Source organism: Nocardia crassostreae, from assembly GCF_001613405.1.
GTDB lineage: Bacteria > Actinomycetota > Actinomycetes > Mycobacteriales > Mycobacteriaceae > Nocardia > Nocardia crassostreae.
In genome coordinates this window covers 51,454-71,096 of record NZ_BDCH01000020.1, presented here as the reverse complement: position 1 = coordinate 71,096, position 19,643 = coordinate 51,454, and the positions used below count along the sequence as shown (strand labels likewise).

Below are 19,643 nucleotides of genomic sequence, written 5' to 3'. Positions count from 1 at the left end.
AGCTTCCTCTAGTTCCTTCGAGCCTCTGCCACCAGCAGATACGCCAGATACAGCCCGCCGATCGAGACGGTGACGACGCCCACCGGCAGGATGGTGGGCGCGAAGACGCGCTGGGAGATCCAGTCGCAGACCACCAGCAGCAAGGCGCCCATGGCCGCGGCCGGGAACAACGCGGTGGAGGGCGTGCGCGCCAGACGGCGACCCAGTTGCGGCGCGGCCAGTGCGACGAAGGCGATGGGCCCGGCGACCGCGGTGGCCGCCGCGGTCAGCGCCACGCTCAGCACAATGAGCAGCAGGCGAATCCGGCCCACGTTCAACCCGAACGAGCGAGCCAGGTCGTCACCCAGTTCCAGGGTGTGCAGTTTCGGCGCGGCCGGAATCACCACGAGACCCAGAATGGCCAGGATGATCAGCGCGGGCGCGACCTGCGACCAGGTCACGCCGTTGAGCGTGCCCACGCCCCACGCCGCCGCCAACATGGCCGATTGGAGATCGGCGCGCAGGATCAGCCAGGTATTGACCGAGGCCAGCATGGCGCTCACCCCGATACCCACGATGATCAGCCGGAATCCGGTCACATTGTGCCGGAGGGCGAGTAGCTGAATGACCAGCGCGGAACCCAGGCCACCCACCAGCGCGCCGACCGCGGTCGGGAAGGGACCGCCGCCCATGGTCAGAATCACGATCAGCGCACCGGTGTAGGCGCCGGTATTGAAGCCGACCATATCCGGGCTGCCGAGCGGGTTCCGCGTCACCGATTGCAGGATCGCCCCGCTCACGCCCAGCGCCGCGCCCAAGGCCAGGGCCAGGACCACGCGCGGAAACCTCCACTCCCACACCACGAGCCGATCGAAGCGTTGATCGCCGAACACCAGCGCGCGCACCACCCGGTCCGGCGGGATCGGATAATCCCCGGTGCCGAGCGACAGGACGGCCACGGCCAGCGCCGCCACGATCAGAATGGCGCACACCACCACGGTCCGCACACCCACGCGCGCGGTCAGCCCGCGCGCCCGCACCACCAATTGGGTACGGCCGAAATCGATTCCCGTACTCATGCTGTGCCCTCTCCGGCATGAGCGGAGCGCTGCGTGGTTACGCTGCGCTGCCGCCTACGCGCTTGACCGCTCATGCCGCCGCTCCCATGCGCGCCCGCCGGGCCAGATAGATGAGCGCCGGCGCGCCGAGGAAGGCGCTCACCAGTCCGGCCGGTACCTCGTCGGACGGAATGAGCACGCGGCCCAGCACATCCGCGCCGATCACCAGGATGGGGGCGAGCACCATCGAATAGGCCACGATCCAGCGCTGATCCGGTCCGACGATCCAGCGCGCGATATGCGGCACCGCCAGGCCGACGAAGGTGATCGGACCGACCGCCGCGGTGGCGGTACCGCACAGCAGGGTGAGCGCCACCGCCGTGAGCAGCCGGGTACGGCCCACGTTCACGCCCAGCGCATGGGCGAGGTCCTCCCCGAGCGCCACGGCATTGAGCGAGCGCGAGGCGATGATCGCGGCGATCAGGCCGATGGCGATGAACGGCGCGGCCCCGGCGATCACGTCGTATCCGCGACCGGTCAGCGCGCCCGATTCCCAATGCCGCCATTCCTCGAACGCCTTGGGGTTCAACAGGATCAACCCCTTGGTGAGCCCGGTCAGCACGGCGGTCACGGCGACGCCCGCGAGGGTCAGCCGGATCGGGTCCGAACCCTGCCTGCCCGCGGTCCCGATCCGGTAGACCACCAGCGAGACCGCCGCCGCGCCCGAGAAGCCGAACCACACATACGAGGTGATCTCCGCCGCACCGAGAAAGGCCACCGCGAGGGTGATGCCGAAGGCCGCCCCGGCATTGATGCCGAGCAGGCCCGGATCTGCCAGCGGGTTGCGGGTGAGCCCCTGCATGAGGCATCCGGCCACCCCGAGCGCCATGCCCGCCAGCAGTCCGACCAGCGTCCGGGGCACCCGGTACTCGGTGACGATGAGGTGATCCGGTGATCCGGCACTGCTCCAGAGTGCGTTCCAGACCTCACCGACCGGAATGGATTTGGTGCCGACGAGCAGGCTGAGCAAGCAGGCGGCAGCCAGCGCGGCCACCGCCACCAACCATCCTGACCAGGGCCGGGACCGCGAAGGCGGGCTATCCATAGGGTCGTATCTCTCAACTGGTTCGAGCTGTTCGCAGCGCTTCCCGGACCCGATTCGCCGGGCCTTCGCGCCGCCGATCGGACGTAGGTGTTGCGACTTAGGCTTACCTACCCTTACGTGTCCGCTGTCCGGTTTCACAGCTGCCGCTCAGCAAAGCATCAGCTGTCGCCAATCCCCCGCCGGCCGGACGAAAGCCGTGTTCGCATGGCCCGCAGTGCGATTGACCACCGATCACACCGGGCCGGACGTCGCATGTCCTGATGAGGGAACAGAAAGAGGTTCACCCCCCGTGAGATTCACCAAGGCCGCCCTGGTCGCCGCCGCGCTCGCCGCCGCCACCACGTTCACCGCCGGAGCGGGCAACGCTGCGCCGCTGGCGGATACCGCCGAGGCCGACGCGATCAACTACACCCGCACCAACAGTGAGACCAACACCGTCATCCGCACCGATGCCGGTTCCCTGGTGGTCGAGGACGGCGTCTTCAAGGTCAAGGCCGCCAACGGCACCACCATCGCCGGGACCGAGCTGAAGTTCCGCGTCGACGAGTTCGAGTTCCCGATCGCCGCCGACATCTCCGGCAACACCGCGACGCTGACCCCGCAGTTCGAGATCGACAAGACCGTCTACAAGCCGGTCGCCCTGCCGTATGAGAACGTCGCGCCGTGGAAGAGCGAGTACGACCGTGAGGTCGCCGCCTGGTCCCGCATGACCAGCACCATCGCCCTGGGCGCCTCCATCGCCACCCTGGTCGGCGGCATCGGCGGCGCGGCCGTCGGCTGCGTCATCGGCGGCGCGGCCGTCGGCTGCGTCATCGGCGGCATCGCCGGAGCCGCGCTGACCGGTCCCCTGGCGCTCATGTTCGGCGCCGGGCCCCTCGCCGGATGCCCCATCGGCGCCTCCTCCCCCGGCTTCCTCGGCACCCTCGCCGGACAGGTCTTCTTCACCGCCCCGGTCGCCCTGATGGCCGCCGCGCAGTACTTCACCACCATCAACTCGCCGATGCCCAACACACCGGCCAAGTAAGATCACCTCAGGTCAGGCCCGGCAGCTCGCTGCCGGGCCTGATTTGCGTTGTGCGGCAGGCCTATCGGCGCAGCGAGGCCAGGATGAGGTCGAGGCCGAATTCGAGGCGATCGTCGAAAGAGTCGTCGCTCATATCGAATCCGGCGCGGATGAGAGCCGGGTACGCGCCCGAGACGAGGCGGTCGGCCATGCGCTCCGTGTCCGCCAGGGGGTAGCCCTGTTCCTCCTGGACGAGTCCGAGCACGAAATACACGATGGTCCAACAGGTCCAGGATGCGCGCTTGGGTTCGAGGCCGCCCTCCAGGAGGGCGGCGACGAGGGTGTCGGCGAAATGCAGGGTGCCGGGTTCGGGGGTGTAGGTGCCCGCGACGACCGCGGCCCCGTCGCGATAGGCGAGCATGGACCGCCGCGCTCGGCGCATGAGTTCCCGCACCCGCTCGTCCCAGGGGTCGGGGAGGTCCGAGGTGTCGGTCGCGCCGAGGATGGCGTCGGCCATCAATTCCAGCAGGCGGTTCTTGGTCTTGGCGTGCCAGAGGACCGTATTCATGCGCACGCCCAGGCGGTCGGCAATGGCGCGCATGGAGACCGCGTCGCGGCCCTTCTCGTTCAGGATCACCAGGGCCGCTTCGACGACCGACTCCTGAGCCAGTCCCACGCGGGCGGTGCGCGCCGGTTGCTTGTTGGTCACCGACCTAGCCTAGTGCGGGAGTCCGGCGGCTCGGAGTGCGGCCGGGAGGCCCGTGGTGTCGTCGCCGACCCAGGCGAGATATCCGTCGGGCCGGACCAGGGCCGCGGCCACACCCGTCCAGTCCGGCCGATCCGAAATCGGAAGCAGCCGGGTGACACCCGCCGCCCGGCACGCCGAGACCCTGTCCGTGAAATCGAGCAGCACATGGGTTCCGCCGCACAATGCCGCGAACAGCGTCGACCCATCCGGTAGCTCGAAATCCGGTGCGCGCGTGCCGGTCAGCGGATGAGCGTCCGGTGCGGCGGGATAGGCGACCGCCAGCCCGGAGAGTTGCTCGGCCAGCGGGTGCGCGAATCCCGGTCGGGTGGCGATCAATTCGGAGAGCAGGGCCCGCAGTTGTGCGCCCTCCGGCGAGAAGGCGCTCATGACCGCCGTCTGCGCCTGGGTGCTGCGCAGCAGCGCGGCGCCGACCGGATGTCTTTCCGTGTGGTAGCTGTCCAGCAGTCCTTCCGGCGCCCAGCCGTGCACGGTCGCCGCGAGTTTCCAGCCGAGATTCATCGCGTCCTGGATGCCAACGTTCATCCCGACGCCACCGGCGGGAAAGTGCTGATGCGCCGCGTCACCGGCGATCAGGACCCGCCCCTGCCGGTATCTGTCGGCCTGCCTGCTCGCATTCCCGAAGCGGGACAACCAGATCGGCGAGTGTATTCCCCAGTCGGTTCCCGTGACGGTCCGCGTGCGTGTGCGCACCTCGTCCAGGGACAGCTCGCCCGGCCAATCGGTGCGCAGATCCTCCGGCCCGAATCCCACCAACCGGTGATGCCCCCCGGGAATCGGCGCAACCAGCATGAGCCCCGCCTGATCCCAGCGACTGAACGCCGGAACCTCCGGCGGCGCGGCCAGTTCCACATCCGCCAGCCAGCCCAGCACGGTGGACGGCGTTCCCGGATAGCCGATCCCGGAGGCCTCCCGCACCACGCTGCGCACCCCGTCGCATCCGACGACCCAGCGCGCGGTCAGATCCGGCTGCTCCTCGAAATGCACGGTCACTTCATCCTCATTCTGATGCAGTCCCGAAACCCGTTGCCCCCGGCGGATATCCGCCCCCGCGGCCCGCGCGCGCTCCTCGAGCAACTCCTCGGTCCGCGCCTGCGGCAGCACCAACGTGAACGGGTACTGCGTATCCAGCAGCTCGAAATCCAGCCAGCTTTCAAGCATTCCGAAGTGCCCGCGCGGAATCGTCCTGCCCTCCTTCAGGAATCGCTCGGCCAGCCCGCGCGAGGCCAGCACCTCGATGGTACGCGGGTGAATGGTCAGCGCCTTGGAATTCGGATCCCGCTCCGTGCGCGCCTCCAGCACCACCACCGAAACCCCCGCCAGCCGCAGCTCCCCCGCGAGCCACAGCCCCACCGGCCCGGCCCCGACGATCGCCACCTCGAAATCAGTCATGACATCCTCCTTGTTGGTCACTGACCAACAAGTCTAGGTCAGCGACCAAGAGGCGACAAGAGCCGCTCAGAATTAGCGCTAACAAATCAGCATGAAACCCGAAGTGGAAGAACACTCGGCCGGTACCTTGGGCGGGCCACTCGTCGGCAAGATCGTCTCTATCCACTGGAGCGCATATGAGTTCAATCAAGTCCGCGTTCGCCATAACCGCTGCAAGCGTCGGTGCGATTGCGTTCACCATCGGTTCCGCCGCCCCCTCCCACGCGGGCCCGGGCGGAAAGTTCAACACCATCTACTCGCTCACGCAGGGCCCCTGCGTAGCCGTCGTGGACACCTCGATCAACGGCAATGCCTACCCGGCCTCCGCGGGCTTCACCGTCGGCGCCAATATGATCGGCGTCGGCTCCTGCGACCTGACCGTCACACTCCACTACCGCAACAAGAACAATGGAGCCACCGGCACCTTCGACGTCCACCCCCACGGCCCCGGCTACTGGATGAACAGCGGCCCCGCCGCCATCGTCTACCTCGGCGCGGGCTCCTACACCGGCTGGGTCACCGTCAACGCCGCCAGCATCGGCAGCTCCGGCCAGATCGACTTCGACGTCCCCTGATCCTCGAAGACCCTGCCACACAACAAAACCCCGCGAGCCATGCGGCTCGCGGGGTTCCGTGTATTCCCGAACTCAGCGCAGCGCCGGGTCCGTCACCCGATCACTGCTCCCCGCGGCGGCGAAAGCCCGGTCCTGTGCATCGAGGACCGGATTGCCCGGCTGCACCGCGACATAGCCGCGCCAGATGACGCCGCCTTGCGGGCACCACACCATGACATGGCTCTGGCCCGCGGCAATGCCTTCGGCGACAAGGGTTCCCGAGGCCGGAACGGCCAGCCCCTGGGTGTTCCGCTCGGAATCCGGGTCGACGATGCAGCGATCGACCGGGTATTCGGTACCGGCGACCGTGATCTTGATGCGCTCCCGGCCGCCGACCACCTGGACGGACGGCTCGGCAGCGGCCAAAGCCGGATCGGCGAGCATGAGGGCGCCAGCCGCCAACAGCGTGGAAAGGATTCGAGCAGAGGTCACAAGCCGCTCCTGCGAAGTCGAGGGACACAATCGGTTCGAGCCAGATCTGCATCATCCCGCATCCCCACAGCAACCAGCTATCGGGCACATGCCCCATTCCCGCGAACACCCGGAACCCGCGAGCGGCTACCCCGAGTAACCCCTCACACAGCAGAACCCGGCGAGCGGCTCCGACTCACCCCACACACAGAAGAACCCCGCGAGCGGCTCCGACTCACCCCACACACAGAAGAACCCCGCGAGCCGTAAGGCTCGCGGGGTTCTTCTGCTCTTGCCTAGACCAGGTCAGACCAGGTCGAAGCGATCCAGGTTGGAGACCTTCGTCCAAGCCTTGACGAAGTCCTCCACGAACTTCTGCTTGTTGTCGTCCTGGGCGTAGACCTCGGCCAGGGCGCGCAGCTGGGAGTTGGAGCCGAAGACCAGGTCGACGCGGCTGGCGGTCCACTTGGGGGCGCCGGTGACGCGATCGGTGCCGTTGTAGTTGCCGTCCTCGGTCGGCTCCCACTTGGTGCCCATATCAAGGAGATTCACGAAGAAGTCCGTGGTGAGGGCGCCCGGGTTGGCGGTGAAGACGCCGAGCGCGGACTGGCCGTGGTTGGCGCCCAGTACGCGCAGGCCACCGACCAGGACGGTCATCTCCGGCGCGCTCAGGGTGAGCAGGTTGGCCTTGTCCAGCAGCGAGTACTCGGCGGGCAGGCGGCTGCCCTTGCCGAGGTAGTTGCGGAAGCCGTCGGCGGCGGGCTCGAGCGCGGAGAAGGACTCCACATCGGTCTGCTCCTGAGCGGCATCGGTGCGGCCGGGGCTGAACGGCACCTGAACATCGAAACCGGCTGCCTTGGAGGCCTTTTCGACGGCGGCGGCGCCACCGAGCACGACAAGGTCGGCGAAGGAGATCTTCTTGCCGCCGGTCTGGGCGGAGTTGAAGGACTCCTGCACGCCTTCCAGCACGCGGATGGCCTGGGCGAGCTCATCGGGCTCATTGGCCTCCCACCCGGCCTGCGGCTGCAGGCGGATGCGGCCGCCATTGGCGCCACCGCGCTTATCGCTGCCGCGGAAGGACGCGGCCGCGCCCCACGCGGTCGAAACCAGCTGGGCGACGGTCAGACCCGAGGCGAGGATCTGCTCCTTGAGCGCCGCGATATCGGCGGCGTCGACCAGGGCGTGATCGACGGCGGGAACCGGGTCCTGCCACAGCAGGGTCTCGGCCGGGACCTCGGGGCCGAGGTAGCGGACCTTGGGACCCATATCGCGGTGGGTCAGCTTGTACCAGGCCTTGGAGAACTCCTGCGCGAGCTCTTCCGGGTGCTCGAGCCAGCGGCGGGTGATCTGCTCGTAGATCGGATCGATCCGCATGGACAGGTCGGTGGTGAGCATGGTCGGCAGGTGCTTCTTGGCCGAGTCGAACGCGTCGGGGATGATCGCCTCGGCGTTCTTGGCGACCCACTGGTGCGCACCGGCGGGCGAGCTGGTCAGCTCCCACTCGTAGCCGTAGAGGGTCTCCAGGAAGGAGTTGTCCCACGTGGTCGGGGTGGGGGTCCAGCTGACCTCGAGGCCGGAGGTGATGGCGTCCTTGCCGACGCCGGTGCCGAAGCTGGAGCGCCAGCCCAGGCCCTGCTCCTCGAGCGGGGCGGCCTCGGGCTCGGGGCCGACGTGATCGGCCGGGCCCGCGCCATGGGTCTTGCCGAAGGTGTGGCCGCCGACGATGAGCGCCGCGGTCTCCACATCGTTCATGGCCATGCGGCGGAAGGTCTCACGGATATCGACGGCCGCCAGCTGCGGATCCGGATTGGCGTTGGGGCCTTCCGGATTCACGTAGATCAGGCCCATCTGCACCGCGGCCAGGGGGTTTTCGAGGTCGCGCTGTCCGGTGTAGCGCTCATCGCCGAGCCAGGTCTGTTCCGGACCCCAGTACACGTCCTCCTCGGGCTCCCACTGGTCGACGCGGCCGCCGCCGAAGCCGAAGGTCTCGAAGCCCATGTCCTCGAGCGCAACATTGCCCGCGTAGACGATGAGGTCGGCCCAGGACAGCTTGTTGCCGTACTTGGCCTTGACCGGCCACAGCAGACGCCGCGCCTTGTCCAGGCTGGCATTGTCGGGCCAGGAGTTCAGCGGCGCGAAGCGCTGCATGCCCGCGCCCGCTCCACCGCGGCCGTCATTGATGCGGTAGGTACCGGCCGCGTGCCAGGCCATACGAATGAAGAAGGGACCGTAGTGGCCGAAGTCGGCGGGCCACCAGTCCTGGGAGGTGGTCATGACCTCGACGATGTCGGCCTTCACCGCGGCCAGGTCGAGGGTCTTGAACGCCGCGGCGTAGTCGAAGTCCGCGCCTAGCGGATTGATGACATCCGGGTTCTTCTGCAGGATCTTCAGGTTGAGCTGGTTGGGCCACCACTCACGGTTGCTGCTGCCGCCCTCGGTCGGGAACTTGAGCCGACCGGTCACGGGGCAACCTGCTGCGGGTTCCGTATTCGCTTCTCCGATTGGCGGGTGTTCCTGGGACACGATGATTCCTTTCGGGAGTTGGTATTTCGGGCTGCTGTTCAGGAGGGTTGCTGTGCCGCCCGGCAATCCGGGCTCAGCCCCCAATAGATGACTTCGGCCTCGTCGAGGGCGAATCCGTTGTCGTCCGAGGCGGTCAGGCAGGGCGCGTCGCCGACGGCGCATTCGACATCGGCGATCACGCCGCAGGAGCGGCACACGACGTGATGATGGTTGTCACCGACCCGCGTCTCGTACCGCGCCACCGACCCCATGGGCTGGATCCGCCGCAGCAGACCGGCATCGGTGAGCGCGCGCAGCACGTCGTACACCGCCTGATGAGAGACGGCGCCCAACGTCCCGCGCACACGTTGCAGGATCGAGTCGGTATCCGAATGAGGGTGCTCGTGCACCGCGGTCAACACCGCAACCCGCGGTGCCGTCACACGTAGCGCCGCGCCACGCAGCATGCCCTGAAAATCCGCAGCTGTGGACACGTTCCGAATTATGACTCATTCAAGTCTAGGACGCACCAGATTCGGGAAAGATATATGAAAATGCCCGAGCACCGACGGGTCAGCCCGCATAACCGAAGACCGGATAGTGGTCGCTGTAGTCGGTATAGGTGTAGGTCTTCCCCCACGATGTGACGCTCCACTGCGGACTCTTCACCCGCCGCGTCTCATTGACATACCGAGCCGGACCCGCATACCCGGCCAGGGGCAGCACGTAGTCCAAGTGTTCGGAGGCATAGTCGGCGCCGTACTGGCCGAGGCAGACGCCGTTGTCCCGGCAGTCCCACGAGTACGGATGCCCGGTATGTATGCCCTACATGAACTTTCTTGCTGCCAATGCCCGGTCAGGCGGGGCGGCGTTCGGCGTGCAGAGTGGCGAGTGCGGCCATGACGGCGCGCTCAGCGGCGGCACGGCTGACAAGTTCGGTATCGTCGGGCCATTGTGCGTTAGCGGCTCCGATCGCGATCCATTCGCGGATGACGTCGGAGTCCGTGACACCGCGCGCGACGGCCTCGTCCCGGATGCGCTGATTGAGGTCGAGCGGCAGTCGGACAGTGCGTGACACCGTGACAGGTGCGCCAGTGGCGGGCAGCTCGGGGGCCCGGGTGGTGTCATCGAAGGTGAGCTTGTCCATGAACTGCTGGGCTTCGTCGGCGTCGGTCGGGTAGCGGTGCTGCTCAGTCATTGTGCTCCTCCCATTTCTCGAAGTCGGCGAGCAGTTCGCCGGTCACCGGCATGACACCGATGACCTGTTGATCCCACTGTGACAGCGGTCGTACGACGATCGCTAGCGGGGTGCCGGAAGCAATACGGGCAATGATCATGAGTGCAGGCAAGTCGCCCTGTCCGCGCACCGGTCGCGGCCATTTTCGACCTGGCCCGGTGAGTGCCTGCATGATCTGGTACGGCTCGATGCCGTAGCGTGCCGCGAGCTCCAGCGCCCATTCGGGAATGTCGTATCCCACGTAGGCCATCTTACATTCGTATGACAGCAGGTGGCGAGTGGTTTCTGGCATCAGTTGGGTCGTTGGCGGCATAGGAAAGGCCGGTCCGGACGAATCGTCCGGACCGGCCTTGTCTGCCGAGTCGTCAGTCCTTGACCAGATTCGGCGCGGTTTCCAGCGCGAGCTCGTCGTCGATGGTGAGGCCGTGCTCGTCGGACTCCTCGGGTGCGGGGGCCCGGTTCGGGAGCAGCACCGCCATGACGATGACGATGACCGAGAGGACCGCGGAGAGGCCGAAGGCCAGCTTCATGCCTGAGAGCAGAGCATCCTGCGGGCCGGTGCCGGACTCGATGAGCGACTCACTGCGGGTGGACATGACGGTGACCACCAGGGCGGTGCCGAAGGCGGCGGCCACCTGCTGGAGGGTGCCCAGCATGGAGCTGCCGTGCGAGTACAGGTGCGGCGGCAGCGCGCCCAGGCCGAGGGTGAAGACCGGGGTGAAGGCCGCGGCCAGGGAGATCATCAGCAGGATGTGCAGGCCCAGCAGTGCGGCGTACGGGATGGACATGGAGATGAACGCGAAGCCCGCCAGCGCCAGGGTGACGCCGATGGCGCCGGGAATCACCAGGACGCGGCCGCCGAACTTGTCGAAGATGCGACCCACGGTCGGGCCGAGCAGGCCCATGGCCAGACCGCCGGGCATGACCAGCAGGCCGGTCTCCAGCGGGGTGAGGCCTCGCAGGTTCTGCAGGAACAGCGGCAGCAGGATCATCGAGCCCATCATGGCCATGAACGCCACCGACATGAGCACGATCGCCTTGGCGTAGGTGCTGGACAGCAGCACCCGCAGATCCAGCAGGGGGGTGCCCTTGCGCTGGAGCTGCAGCTGGCGGGCCACGAACACGCCGACCAGCGCCAGACCGCCCGCGGCGATCAGCAGCGGGGTGGTGGGGTTGTCCATCTCGAACTTGCTGAGGCCGTACACCAGGCCGCCGAAGCCGAAGGACGCGAACATGACACTGGCCCAGTCGATGGAACCGGACTGCGGCTCACCGACATTCTCGAGCTTGCGCAGACCGAAGAAGGTGACGACACCGGCGATCGGGAGCATGAGCAGGAACAGATAGCGCCAATTGTCGTTGCCGACCTCCAGCACCACGCCGGACAGGACCGGACCCATGACCGGAGCCACCGAGATGGCGAGGGTGACATTGCCCATGACGCGGCCGCGATCCTGCTCGGCCACCATGGTCATCAGAGTGGTCATGAGCAGCGGCATCATGACCGCGGTGCCACCGGCCTGGACGACGCGGCCGACCAGCAGTATGGCGAAGTTCGGCGCGATGGCCGAGAGCGTGGTGCCCGCGAGGAAGACGCCCATGGCGATGGCGTAGGCCTGGCGGGTGGTGACCCGCTGCAGGAACCATCCGGTCACCGGGATGACCGCCGCCATGGTGAGCATGAATGCGGTGGAAACCCATTGGGCCGACCGCTCGGTGATCTCGAGGTCGTGCATCAGCGCTGGCAGAGCGTTGACCATGACGGTTTCGTTCAGAATCACCACGAATGTCGCGAGCACCAGGAGCCGGACGACGATGGGCGTCTTCCCTCCGGAGGTGGTGCTTGCGGATATTTCGGGGGCCAAGGGGTTACCTCCGGGGCGTAGTGCTTGCTGGACGACGTGTGGCCCGATGCGAGTCACTGCCTGTTTCCCGGCGCCACACGAGATCAGACGGCAATAGATCACTCAACTCATCGGTCGGGAAAAAGTATTCCTGTCGGGTACGACACGTTTCATCCGAATATTCGGGGGCGCCACGGTCATAGCGCGACGAAATCGCCTGCTCACCTGCGACTCTCACAGCTGTTCAAGATCGAAGGGTGAGGCTGGTCACGCTCCTGGACGCGGCTTGCCCCAGCTCCGTGGGCATGATCGCGGCCCCGTGCTTACGTAGGGTAAGTAGCCGTGGGCACTGCGGGGGCGGCTGAGGTGACGCGGTCGCGTCCCACCTTCTCGATACTCGCCGCGGGGGCGGGCCTGGCCTTGATCCTGCTGTTCACCACGGTCGATCCGTGGCTGGACAAGGCCGGAATCCTGGCGGGCGGGCTGGATGCGCACATCTATCGCGACGGGGCGTTGAAGGCGCTGCACGGGGATCCGCTCTATACCGAGCCGACGCTGTACGGACTGCTGTATACCTATACGCCGTTCTCCGCCATCGCCTTCATTCCAATTGCCGTGGTGCCGTGGGGCTATGTCACCTACACCTGGCTGCTGTTGAATCTGGCCGCGCTGTACGGCTGCGTGTTGTCGAGCTGGCGGCTGCTGGGCTATCGCCTGACCGGGCGGCTCGCGGCGGTCAGCGCACTGCTCGCGATGACGTGCCTGTTCCTCGAGCCGGTGCGCACCACCTTGTTCTACGGGCAGATCAATCTGATGTTGATGCTGGTCGTGCTGTGGAGCTTCGCGCGGCCCGAGTCCAGCCGGACGCGCGGTGTGGGGGTCGGGGTGGCGGCGGGGATCAAGCTGGTCCCGGGCTACTTCATCATTCAGTTTTTCGCCTTGCGGCAATGGCGTTCGGCGGGCATCGCGGCCGCGACATTCGCCGGGACCGCCATGCTGGCCGGGATCGCGCTGCCCGGTGATTCGCGGCAGTACTGGTTGCGGACCTTCTTCGAATCCGATCGCATTGCCCCCGACGACAATCCGGCCAACCAGTCCATCCGCGGCACCATCGCCCATCTGAGTCATGGCGCGGCTCCCGTGTGGTGGTGGCTGGCGATCGCCGGTGTGGTCGCCGTGGCGAGCCTGATCCTCACCAGCGCGCTGTACCGGCGCGGTGAACAATTGCTCGCCGTGACCATCGCCGGGTTGACGGCCTGTGCGGTGTCGCCGTTCTCGTGGGGCCACCACTGGGTGTGGTTCGTCCCGCTGTTCGTCTATCTCGTGCATCGGGCGCAATCCCGGGCGCGGTGGTGGATTGTCGCGGTGGTGCTGTTCGGCGTGCTCGGCGCCTGGTCCTACCGGTGGAACGAGGACTATGTGTCGATCGGCTTGTTCCTCTATCCCCAGTGGTGGACGATCGCGCCGTTGCTGCTGAATATCTACGTCATCGTCTACATGATCGTGCTGGTATTCGCACTCCGAAAAACGCTTCCACCAAGCATTTTTCACCGGATCCAGCGCAGAGGTGATTAACTGGCGCGAAGTTTCGCGACGGTGATGGCTAGAGTCGGTCTTCGTGCGTGCAGATTCACCTCGGTTCAACCGAGTTCGAGTAATCGCCGCCGTATCGGGGGTAGTAGCAGTTCTACTGGCGGTGGCTACGCCGCTGCTCCCGGTCCGGCAGGACAGGGCGAGCCTGGATTGGCCACAGCCGCAAGCGGTTCAACTGACCGCGCCGCTGGTCGGCTACGTGCCGCTATCGCTGGATGTCACGATCCCGTGCACCGCGATCCGCGACACCCCCGGCGGAACGGTGCTCTCGACAATCCCGGCCATGGCCCCCGGGGCCGCCGAAAAGGGCCTCCTCATCCGCGTAGAGGACAAACCCGACACCGGCCGCACCCTCGCGGTCCTGCTCCGCAACCACCCCTTGCTGACCGCCCCGATCACCGAAATCATCGGCCCGGGAACCACATCCGACGGCGCGCCCACCACCCAGAATGGCAACGGCGCGGGCACCGGCCCAGGCGCACCGCAGCCCGCCACCACCGCACCCGGTGGGACACCGCCGCACCCGGTGGGACACCGCCGCCGGGCGCATTCCCCTCGCCGGGCTCGACTCCTCCGCCAGGCTCCACGCCGCCGGGTTCCACTCTCCCGCCCGGTGCCACCCCGCCGGGTGGCACCAGCCCGGGGGCGACTCCACCATCGGGCGTCACTCAGCCGGGTAGCACGGCCCAGCCGGGGACGACGCCGCCATCGGGTGAAAACCCGCCGCCCACCAGCGATTCGGCGCTCAGCCCCGGCACGGCCCCGGGCGCGAATCCGAACGTCGTGTCCGCGCCACGCTGCGCGGCCCTCACCGTGCAGTCGACTTCCACCGCCACCACGGCCGAGCTGACCGGCCTCACCCGCACCGACGGTTCGGCGTTCCGCACTGTGATCGAATCGGACATCCGTCCCCAAATGGTCGGCGTCTACACCGATCTGGAGCGCGCCCGACTAGGCGATGCCCGACTGCACGCCGATATCGACGCCCGTTTCTCCTCCAGCCCGAGCCCGCTGAAGCTGGCCGCCATCGCCGGTGCGGTGCTGTTCACCCTGATCTCCTTGATCAGTCTGCACCGCCTGGACAGGGCCGACGGCCGCCGCTCCCGCCGCTTCCTCCCGGCCGGTTGGTGGCGCTTCACGCTCGCCGACGCCGTGGTCGGCGGCGCGCTGGCCCTCTGGCATGTCATCGGCGCCAATACCTCCGACGACGGCTACATCCTCACCATGGCCCGCACCTCCCGCGAGGCCGGGTACACCGCCAACTACTACCGCTGGTTCGGCGTAGCCGAGGCCCCCTTCGGCTGGCCGTACGAGGTCCTCGCCCAGATGACCCGCCTCAGCGAGTCCAGCCTCTGGATGCGCCTTCCCGCCCTCCTGACCGGCATCCTCTGCTGGTGGGTCATCAGCCGGGAAGTCCTGCCCCGCCTGGGCTCCCGAGTCCGCTCCGGCACCGCGGCCCGCTGGACCGCGGGCCTGGTCTTCCTCGCCATCTGGCTCCCCTTCGACAACGGCCTCCGCCCCGAACCCCTCATCGCCCTCGGCGCCCTCCTCACCTGGTGCTCCATGGAACGCGCCATCGCCACCCGCCGCCTCCTCCCCGCCGCCGTCGCCGTCCTGATCGCGGCCTTCTCACTGGCCGCGGGCCCCAGCGGCCTGATCTGCGTGGCCGCCCTGATCGCCGGTTCCCGGACGATCCTGCGGACCATTACCGCCCGCGCTCGAACCGGCGGGCGGAAGGTGCTGGCATACAGCGCGCTTATCGCGCCGGGGGTGGCTGCGGGCGTGTTGGTGCTGGTGGTGGTGTTCGCGGATCAGACGTTGGCGTCGGTGGTGGAGGCCATTCGGGTGCGGCGGGTTGTCGGGCCGGATTTGGGCTGGTCGGATGAGTTGACGCGGTGGGAGTCGTTGTTGTCGTTGACGCCCGATGGGGCGGTGGCGCGGCGGTTCGGGATCCTCGTCATGCTGCTGTGCCTGGGTGTGTGTGCTGGTGGCGCTGCGGAAGGGTGGGCGGATTCCGGATACCGCGCGGGGGCCCGTGGCTCGGGTGCTCGGGGTGGTGTTCATGTCGCTGGTGTTGATGATGTTCACGCCCACCAAGTGGACGCATCACCTCGGGGTGTATGCGGGATTGGCGGCGGCGCTGGCGGCGGTGACGGCGGTCGCATTGGGGAGCAACGGGATTCGTGCCCGCTACTACCGGTCGTTGTTCACGGCGGGGGTGTTCTTCCTGCTGGCCATCACGTTCACCGGTTCCAACGGGTGGTGGTACGTGTCCGGCTACGGGGTGACCTGGCCGGATCGGGCACCGGCGTTGGGCGGCATCGGGTTCGCCACGGTGTTCCTCGGGCTGGCGGCGGTGTGTCTGGCGGTGGCGTTGTGGCAGTACCACCGCGCCGACACCCAGATCGGTCCGGCTGGAAAGTTGTTCGACCGCTTGGTGATTCGGCCATTGACCGTAGCCGTCGCAGCGCTCTTGCTGTTCGAGATCGGGACCATGGCCGTGGCTGCGTATCGGCAGTACCCGGCCTATTCGGTGGCGTTGTCGAATTTGCGTGCGCTGGGCGGGGATTCGTGTGCCATGGCGGATGACGTGCTGGTGGAGCGGAATACCTCGGATTCGTTGTTGCAGCCCTACACCGGGTCGGTCGCCGACGGACTTGCCGCCGAGAACACCGGATTCACGGCGAACGGAGTGGGCTCACTCGTACCGGATGCGGGCGGACCGGGCGGCGATCAGCAAGGGCCCCCGCCCGGCGATGGTTCGGGCGGCTCGGGGCCCGGCGGCTCCGGTGCGCCGGGCGGCACGGGCGGACCCGGCGGCAGCGGCGGGCCCGGCGGCCCGGGCGCCCCCGGCGGCCAAGGCGGACCCGGCGGCTCGGGCGCGCCCGGCGGTGATCCGCGCGCGAATCAGCCCGGAATCAATGGCAGCACCGCGGCGCTGCCGTTCGGTCTGGAGCCGGTGCGCACACCGGTTCTCGGCAGTTACGCGACCGGCGAACCGAAGCCCGCGTGGCTGACCACGCAGTGGTATCGACTGGATCTTGCTGCCGCACTGAATGATTCGGCCTATCGGGTGCTGATCCTCACCGCGGCGGGGCATATCGCCTCGGTCGACGACAGCGGCCGGGAGATTCCCGGTCAGCGGTTGCGCGTGGAGTTCGCGCATCGCGCCGACGACGGGACCGTACAGGCCCTGGGCGAGCTCATCCCGCCGAATGTGGGCGGCGCACCGATGTGGCGGAACCTGCCGCTCTCGCTGGATCGAATTCCCGAGGGGACCAATGCGATTCGCCTGGTCGCCGCGGTGGACGACCCCAGCGGAAAGCAGTGGATCGCCGTAACTCCGCCGCGGCTGCCCAAGCTGGCGACCTTGACCTCGGTGGTCGGCACGGATCCGGTGCTGGCGGATTTCCATGTGGGCTTCGCCTTCCCGTGCCAGCGCCCCTTCGATACGAAGGACGGCGTCGCCGAACTGCCGGTGTGGCGGATTCTGCCGGACAAGCTCAATGCGCGCGTCGCGGAGACGTGGCAGGGCGATACCGGCGGCGGGCCGCTCGGGTGGACGAATGTGCTCATGCGGTCGCGCACGGTGCCCAGCTATCTCGACAACGATTGGACTCGGGACTGGGGCGAACTCCAGTTGCTCAACCGATTCCTCTCGGTGCCGACGGCGACCATCGAGACTCGGGTCGAGAATCGCTGGGGCTGGGCGGATGAGGCGCCGATCAGGACGGAGTGACCGCGGCACACCGGCGCGGTAGCGATACCGAAAGGGGCGTGCCCCCGGAAGGCCGGACCTGGGGTCCCGCTCCCGGGGGCACGCCCCGAATGCGCTTCCGTCCGCTAGTTCTGCGGCGCCTGTCCGTCACCGGGCGGCTGTCCCTCACCCGGCGGCGGGCCTGCGGGCGCCTGCCCGGCGGGCAGCGGCTTGCCCACGTACTTGGCGATATCCGGCAGCATGCGGTTGGCGACCTGCTGCCAGTTGCCCCAGTTGTGCACGCCGATGCTCGGGAAGTCGTAGGTCACCTTGTCGTAGCCCAGCGTGCCGAGCTTCGATTCGAATGCCCGGGTATTCGCCAGCGCGATGGCCTCCAGCGGCATGCCCTGAATAATGACGTCGGTCGAGGACAGGTCCTGCTGCGCCGGTTGCCCGCTACCCGCGGAGATGTAGAGCTGAGTTCCATTGGCCTGCAGCTTGTCCGCGAAGTTGTACGGATTCATCCGCTTCCACTGCGCGCTGCCCTCGGGCGCCATGGAATCGATGTTGTACCTACCGGCCGCAATCATGGCCAGCCGCAGCGCTTCGCGCATACCGGGCGCGGCCATGTTCAGGTATCCGGAAAGCGAACCCGCGTAGACGAATTGCTCCGGATGGTAGGCCGCCATCATGAGCGAGGCGCTGCCGCCCATGGAGAGCCCGAACACCCCGTTGCGAGACTTGCTGAACCCCAGCCGATTCTGCAGCGCGGTCGGCAGGTTCTGGGTCAGGAAGGTCTCCCACACATAGGTGCTGGTCTTGCCCGAGGTCTCGGGCCAGCCGGAGATGGCCGATCCGGAGTCCGCGCTGGGCAGCGACGCACCGTCGGGATTCACGCCATTGAAGCTGCTCGGCTGCTCCCAGTCCACATAGAAGCTGGACATGCCGCCGACCGGCATCACCACATTGATATTGAATTTGGCCAGCGCCGCCGGAATGGTGGTGTACCGCTCCCACCCGTTCATATCGGCCTCGGCCCGCTCCCCGTCGAGCAGATAGACCACCCGATCGGTATTCCCGTCCGCCGCCCGCAGAATCCGAGTTTTGATCGACCCCATACTGGAGTCCACCCAGAAGTCGAACGCGGCCGGATCGTATTCCGCCGCAGCGGGTCCAGCTCCCACCGACGCCCCGAACGGTAGCAGCGCGGCCACCACGGCGCCGATAACGGCCCGCTTGACCCACCCACCCCGGGATCTGTGTCGGCGCTCCTGCGCCCCTAGCACAGCCACGCCACCCATATCCGATTTTTGCCTTTCTATTGTGCGGCCGAACCGGCCGCGCCTCCCCGATCACCCATCGCGGCACGATCTCCACACGATGGTCGCCGTGCAGCATAACGCGCGACCGATGCGATGGTCTCCCCCAATCGCGCTACTCTGCTGCCGCCGCGCGCGATACGTCGTCCACCAAGCGTTCGGTGAGCGGCATGGAGACGCCGTTGCGGAGTGCCACGCGCAGCAGTGCGCCGCCGAGGGCATCCACTTCCAAGGGGCGATCAGCTTCGGCGTCGCGCAGCATGGAGGATTTGGTTTCGGGCGGGAAGCTGTCGCAGAAGCGCAGGACCGCATCGACGTCGTCGGGCAGTCCGGCCACCCGGCTCAGTTCGGCGATCTCGTCGAGCAGGGCGATGAACTCGGCGCGATGCTCGGTCCGGATGATGCCGACGGGGACGCGGTGGCGGGTGGTCATCAGGGCGACGGGCGCGATGAAGATCAGTTTGCCCCAGAGCGTGGCGGCTTCGTCTTCTTTTGTCCGCGTGCGTATTCCGGCGGCTTCGAGCACCGCTGCCAGTGCGGCGAGCCGTGCGGGCGCGACGGTGGCGCTCGCGAGATCGATCTCCACGAACGGGCTGCCCTGCACGATCCGCCCCGGCGCCACCCGGGTCGATTCGACGCGAATTATGCCCGGCGCCACCAGTTCCGGGCGGTAGCGGGCGCGTAGCGCGGCGGGGTGCTCGATGCCATTGAGCAGCGGCACGATCAGCCCATCCCCAGGGCTTCCGGCGATACCCGTTCCAACGCGGCGGCGAGCGCGGTCTGCTTGACGCTGACCAGGCATACATCGACCGGTTCCCGAAGTTCGGTATCCGCTTCGACTTTCACGGTGAAATCCCCGAATTGCCCACTGCGCAACTGAATCCCGTGGTCCTACAGGGTTCGCACCGTATCCGGCCCGCCGATGAAGATCATCCGATGTCCGGCGCGGGCGAGCGGCGCGCCCACCAATCCGCCGACCCCGCCGGGTCCCAGTACCGCCACGGTCCACGGTCGTTTCTCGGTCATGTGTTTCAGTGTGCTCCCGCACCGATCTTCCGGCGCTGTGAGATTGTTCGCGCTATGC

Annotated in this window: 20 protein-coding genes and 1 pseudogene; 6 read left to right on the top strand and 15 right to left on the bottom strand. The window is 67.5% G+C overall.

Annotated elements, in window-relative coordinates:
- Positions 1–8: 8 nt before the first annotated feature.
- Together NC4_RS21330 and NC4_RS21325 are read right to left on the bottom strand one after the other, a co-directional pair.
- On the bottom strand, positions 9–1,058 hold the full coding sequence (locus tag NC4_RS21330; protein WP_067541178.1) for a FecCD family ABC transporter permease: 1,050 nt from the start codon (positions 1,056–1,058) through the stop codon (positions 9–11).
- A gap of 70 nt (positions 1,059–1,128) precedes the next feature.
- Positions 1,129–2,097 carry a FecCD family ABC transporter permease gene (locus NC4_RS21325; RefSeq protein ID WP_245721828.1) on the bottom strand — a complete coding sequence of 323 codons (969 nt, stop codon included), beginning with the start codon at positions 2,095–2,097 and terminating at the stop codon, positions 1,129–1,131.
- 334 nt (positions 2,098–2,431) lie between these two features.
- On the opposite strand from NC4_RS21325, the gene NC4_RS21320 reads away from it, so the two are divergent.
- Positions 2,432–3,166 (top strand): DUF8020 domain-containing protein, encoded by a 735-nt coding sequence (locus tag NC4_RS21320; RefSeq protein ID WP_067541175.1) that lies wholly within the window; start codon positions 2,432–2,434, stop codon positions 3,164–3,166.
- Positions 3,167–3,227: 61 nt separating this feature from the next.
- On the opposite strand, the gene NC4_RS21315 is transcribed toward NC4_RS21320, so the two are convergent.
- Positions 3,228–3,854, bottom strand: coding sequence for a TetR/AcrR family transcriptional regulator C-terminal domain-containing protein (locus tag NC4_RS21315; RefSeq protein ID WP_067541173.1), 627 nt, complete (start codon positions 3,852–3,854; stop codon positions 3,228–3,230).
- A gap of 9 nt (positions 3,855–3,863) precedes the next feature.
- A complete protein-coding gene (locus NC4_RS21310) occupies positions 3,864–5,303 on the bottom strand; it encodes an FAD-dependent monooxygenase (RefSeq protein WP_067541672.1) in 1,440 nt (479 codons plus the stop codon).
- A gap of 176 nt (positions 5,304–5,479) precedes the next feature.
- Here NC4_RS21310 and NC4_RS21305 point away from each other — a divergent pair, with 176 nt between their 5' ends.
- Positions 5,480–5,917: a hypothetical protein gene (locus NC4_RS21305; RefSeq protein WP_067541171.1), complete on the top strand. Its 438-nt coding sequence runs from the start codon at positions 5,480–5,482 to the stop codon at positions 5,915–5,917.
- Between the two features lie 72 nt (positions 5,918–5,989).
- On the opposite strand, the gene NC4_RS21300 is transcribed toward NC4_RS21305, so the two are convergent.
- The 7 genes from NC4_RS21300 to NC4_RS21275 all read right to left on the bottom strand — a co-directional run bounded on the left by NC4_RS21300 (position 5,990) and on the right by NC4_RS21275 (position 11,971).
- Positions 5,990–6,388 (bottom strand): hypothetical protein, encoded by a 399-nt coding sequence (locus NC4_RS21300; RefSeq protein WP_067541170.1) that lies wholly within the window; start codon positions 6,386–6,388, stop codon positions 5,990–5,992.
- 285 nt (positions 6,389–6,673) lie between these two features.
- A complete protein-coding gene (gene katG, locus NC4_RS21295; RefSeq protein WP_067541670.1) occupies positions 6,674–8,890 on the bottom strand; it encodes a catalase/peroxidase HPI in 2,217 nt (738 codons plus the stop codon).
- A 38-nt stretch (positions 8,891–8,928) separates the two neighbouring features.
- Complete coding sequence (locus NC4_RS21290) at positions 8,929–9,363, bottom strand: Fur family transcriptional regulator (protein WP_067541169.1); 435 nt, start codon at positions 9,361–9,363, stop codon at positions 8,929–8,931.
- A 79-nt stretch (positions 9,364–9,442) separates the two neighbouring features.
- A complete protein-coding gene (locus NC4_RS40410) occupies positions 9,443–9,595 on the bottom strand; it encodes a hypothetical protein (RefSeq protein ID WP_174566871.1) in 153 nt (50 codons plus the stop codon).
- Between the two features lie 130 nt (positions 9,596–9,725).
- Positions 9,726–10,067: a hypothetical protein gene (locus NC4_RS21285; protein WP_067541166.1), complete on the bottom strand. Its 342-nt coding sequence runs from the start codon at positions 10,065–10,067 to the stop codon at positions 9,726–9,728.
- On the bottom strand, positions 10,060–10,398 hold the full coding sequence (locus NC4_RS21280) for a hypothetical protein (protein ID WP_157555011.1): 339 nt from the start codon (positions 10,396–10,398) through the stop codon (positions 10,060–10,062). Before NC4_RS21280 ends, NC4_RS21285 begins: the two co-directional genes overlap by 8 nt.
- Positions 10,399–10,471: 73 nt before the next feature.
- Positions 10,472–11,971, bottom strand: coding sequence for an MDR family MFS transporter (locus tag NC4_RS21275; RefSeq protein ID WP_067541163.1), 1,500 nt, complete (start codon positions 11,969–11,971; stop codon positions 10,472–10,474).
- A 345-nt stretch (positions 11,972–12,316) separates the two neighbouring features.
- On the opposite strand from NC4_RS21275, the gene NC4_RS21270 reads away from it, so the two are divergent.
- The 4 genes and pseudogenes from NC4_RS21270 (at position 12,317) to NC4_RS44045 (ending at position 17,282) form a co-directional block, all read left to right on the top strand.
- Positions 12,317–13,525, top strand: a complete 1,209-nt coding sequence (locus NC4_RS21270) for a glycosyltransferase 87 family protein (protein ID WP_245721827.1) — start codon at positions 12,317–12,319, stop codon at positions 13,523–13,525.
- Between the two features lie 43 nt (positions 13,526–13,568).
- Positions 13,569–14,393 (top strand): hypothetical protein, encoded by an 825-nt coding sequence (locus tag NC4_RS44760; protein WP_157555005.1) that lies wholly within the window; start codon positions 13,569–13,571, stop codon positions 14,391–14,393.
- Positions 14,327–15,869 (top strand): annotated as a pseudogene (locus tag NC4_RS44755) (arabinosyltransferase domain-containing protein); the annotation flags it as partial. The gene NC4_RS44760 and the pseudogene NC4_RS44755, both read left to right, overlap by 67 nt.
- 168 nt (positions 15,870–16,037) lie before the next feature.
- On the top strand, positions 16,038–17,282 hold the full coding sequence (locus NC4_RS44045) for an arabinosyltransferase C-terminal domain-containing protein (protein WP_169814853.1): 1,245 nt from the start codon (positions 16,038–16,040) through the stop codon (positions 17,280–17,282).
- 104 nt (positions 17,283–17,386) lie between these two features.
- Here NC4_RS44045 and NC4_RS21245 read toward each other — a convergent pair whose 3' ends face one another.
- The 4 genes from NC4_RS21245 to NC4_RS44035 form a co-directional block, all read right to left on the bottom strand.
- Positions 17,387–18,541: an alpha/beta hydrolase gene (locus tag NC4_RS21245; protein ID WP_084529551.1), complete on the bottom strand. Its 1,155-nt coding sequence runs from the start codon at positions 18,539–18,541 to the stop codon at positions 17,387–17,389.
- A gap of 133 nt (positions 18,542–18,674) precedes the next feature.
- Complete coding sequence (locus tag NC4_RS21240) at positions 18,675–19,280, bottom strand: ketopantoate reductase family protein (protein ID WP_218021253.1); 606 nt, start codon at positions 19,278–19,280, stop codon at positions 18,675–18,677.
- A gap of 2 nt (positions 19,281–19,282) precedes the next feature.
- Positions 19,283–19,405 (bottom strand): hypothetical protein, encoded by a 123-nt coding sequence (locus NC4_RS44040; RefSeq protein WP_281186348.1) that lies wholly within the window; start codon positions 19,403–19,405, stop codon positions 19,283–19,285.
- Between the two features lie 45 nt (positions 19,406–19,450).
- A complete protein-coding gene (locus NC4_RS44035) occupies positions 19,451–19,585 on the bottom strand; it encodes a 2-dehydropantoate 2-reductase N-terminal domain-containing protein (RefSeq protein ID WP_281186347.1) in 135 nt (44 codons plus the stop codon).
- Positions 19,586–19,643 lie beyond the last annotated feature (58 nt).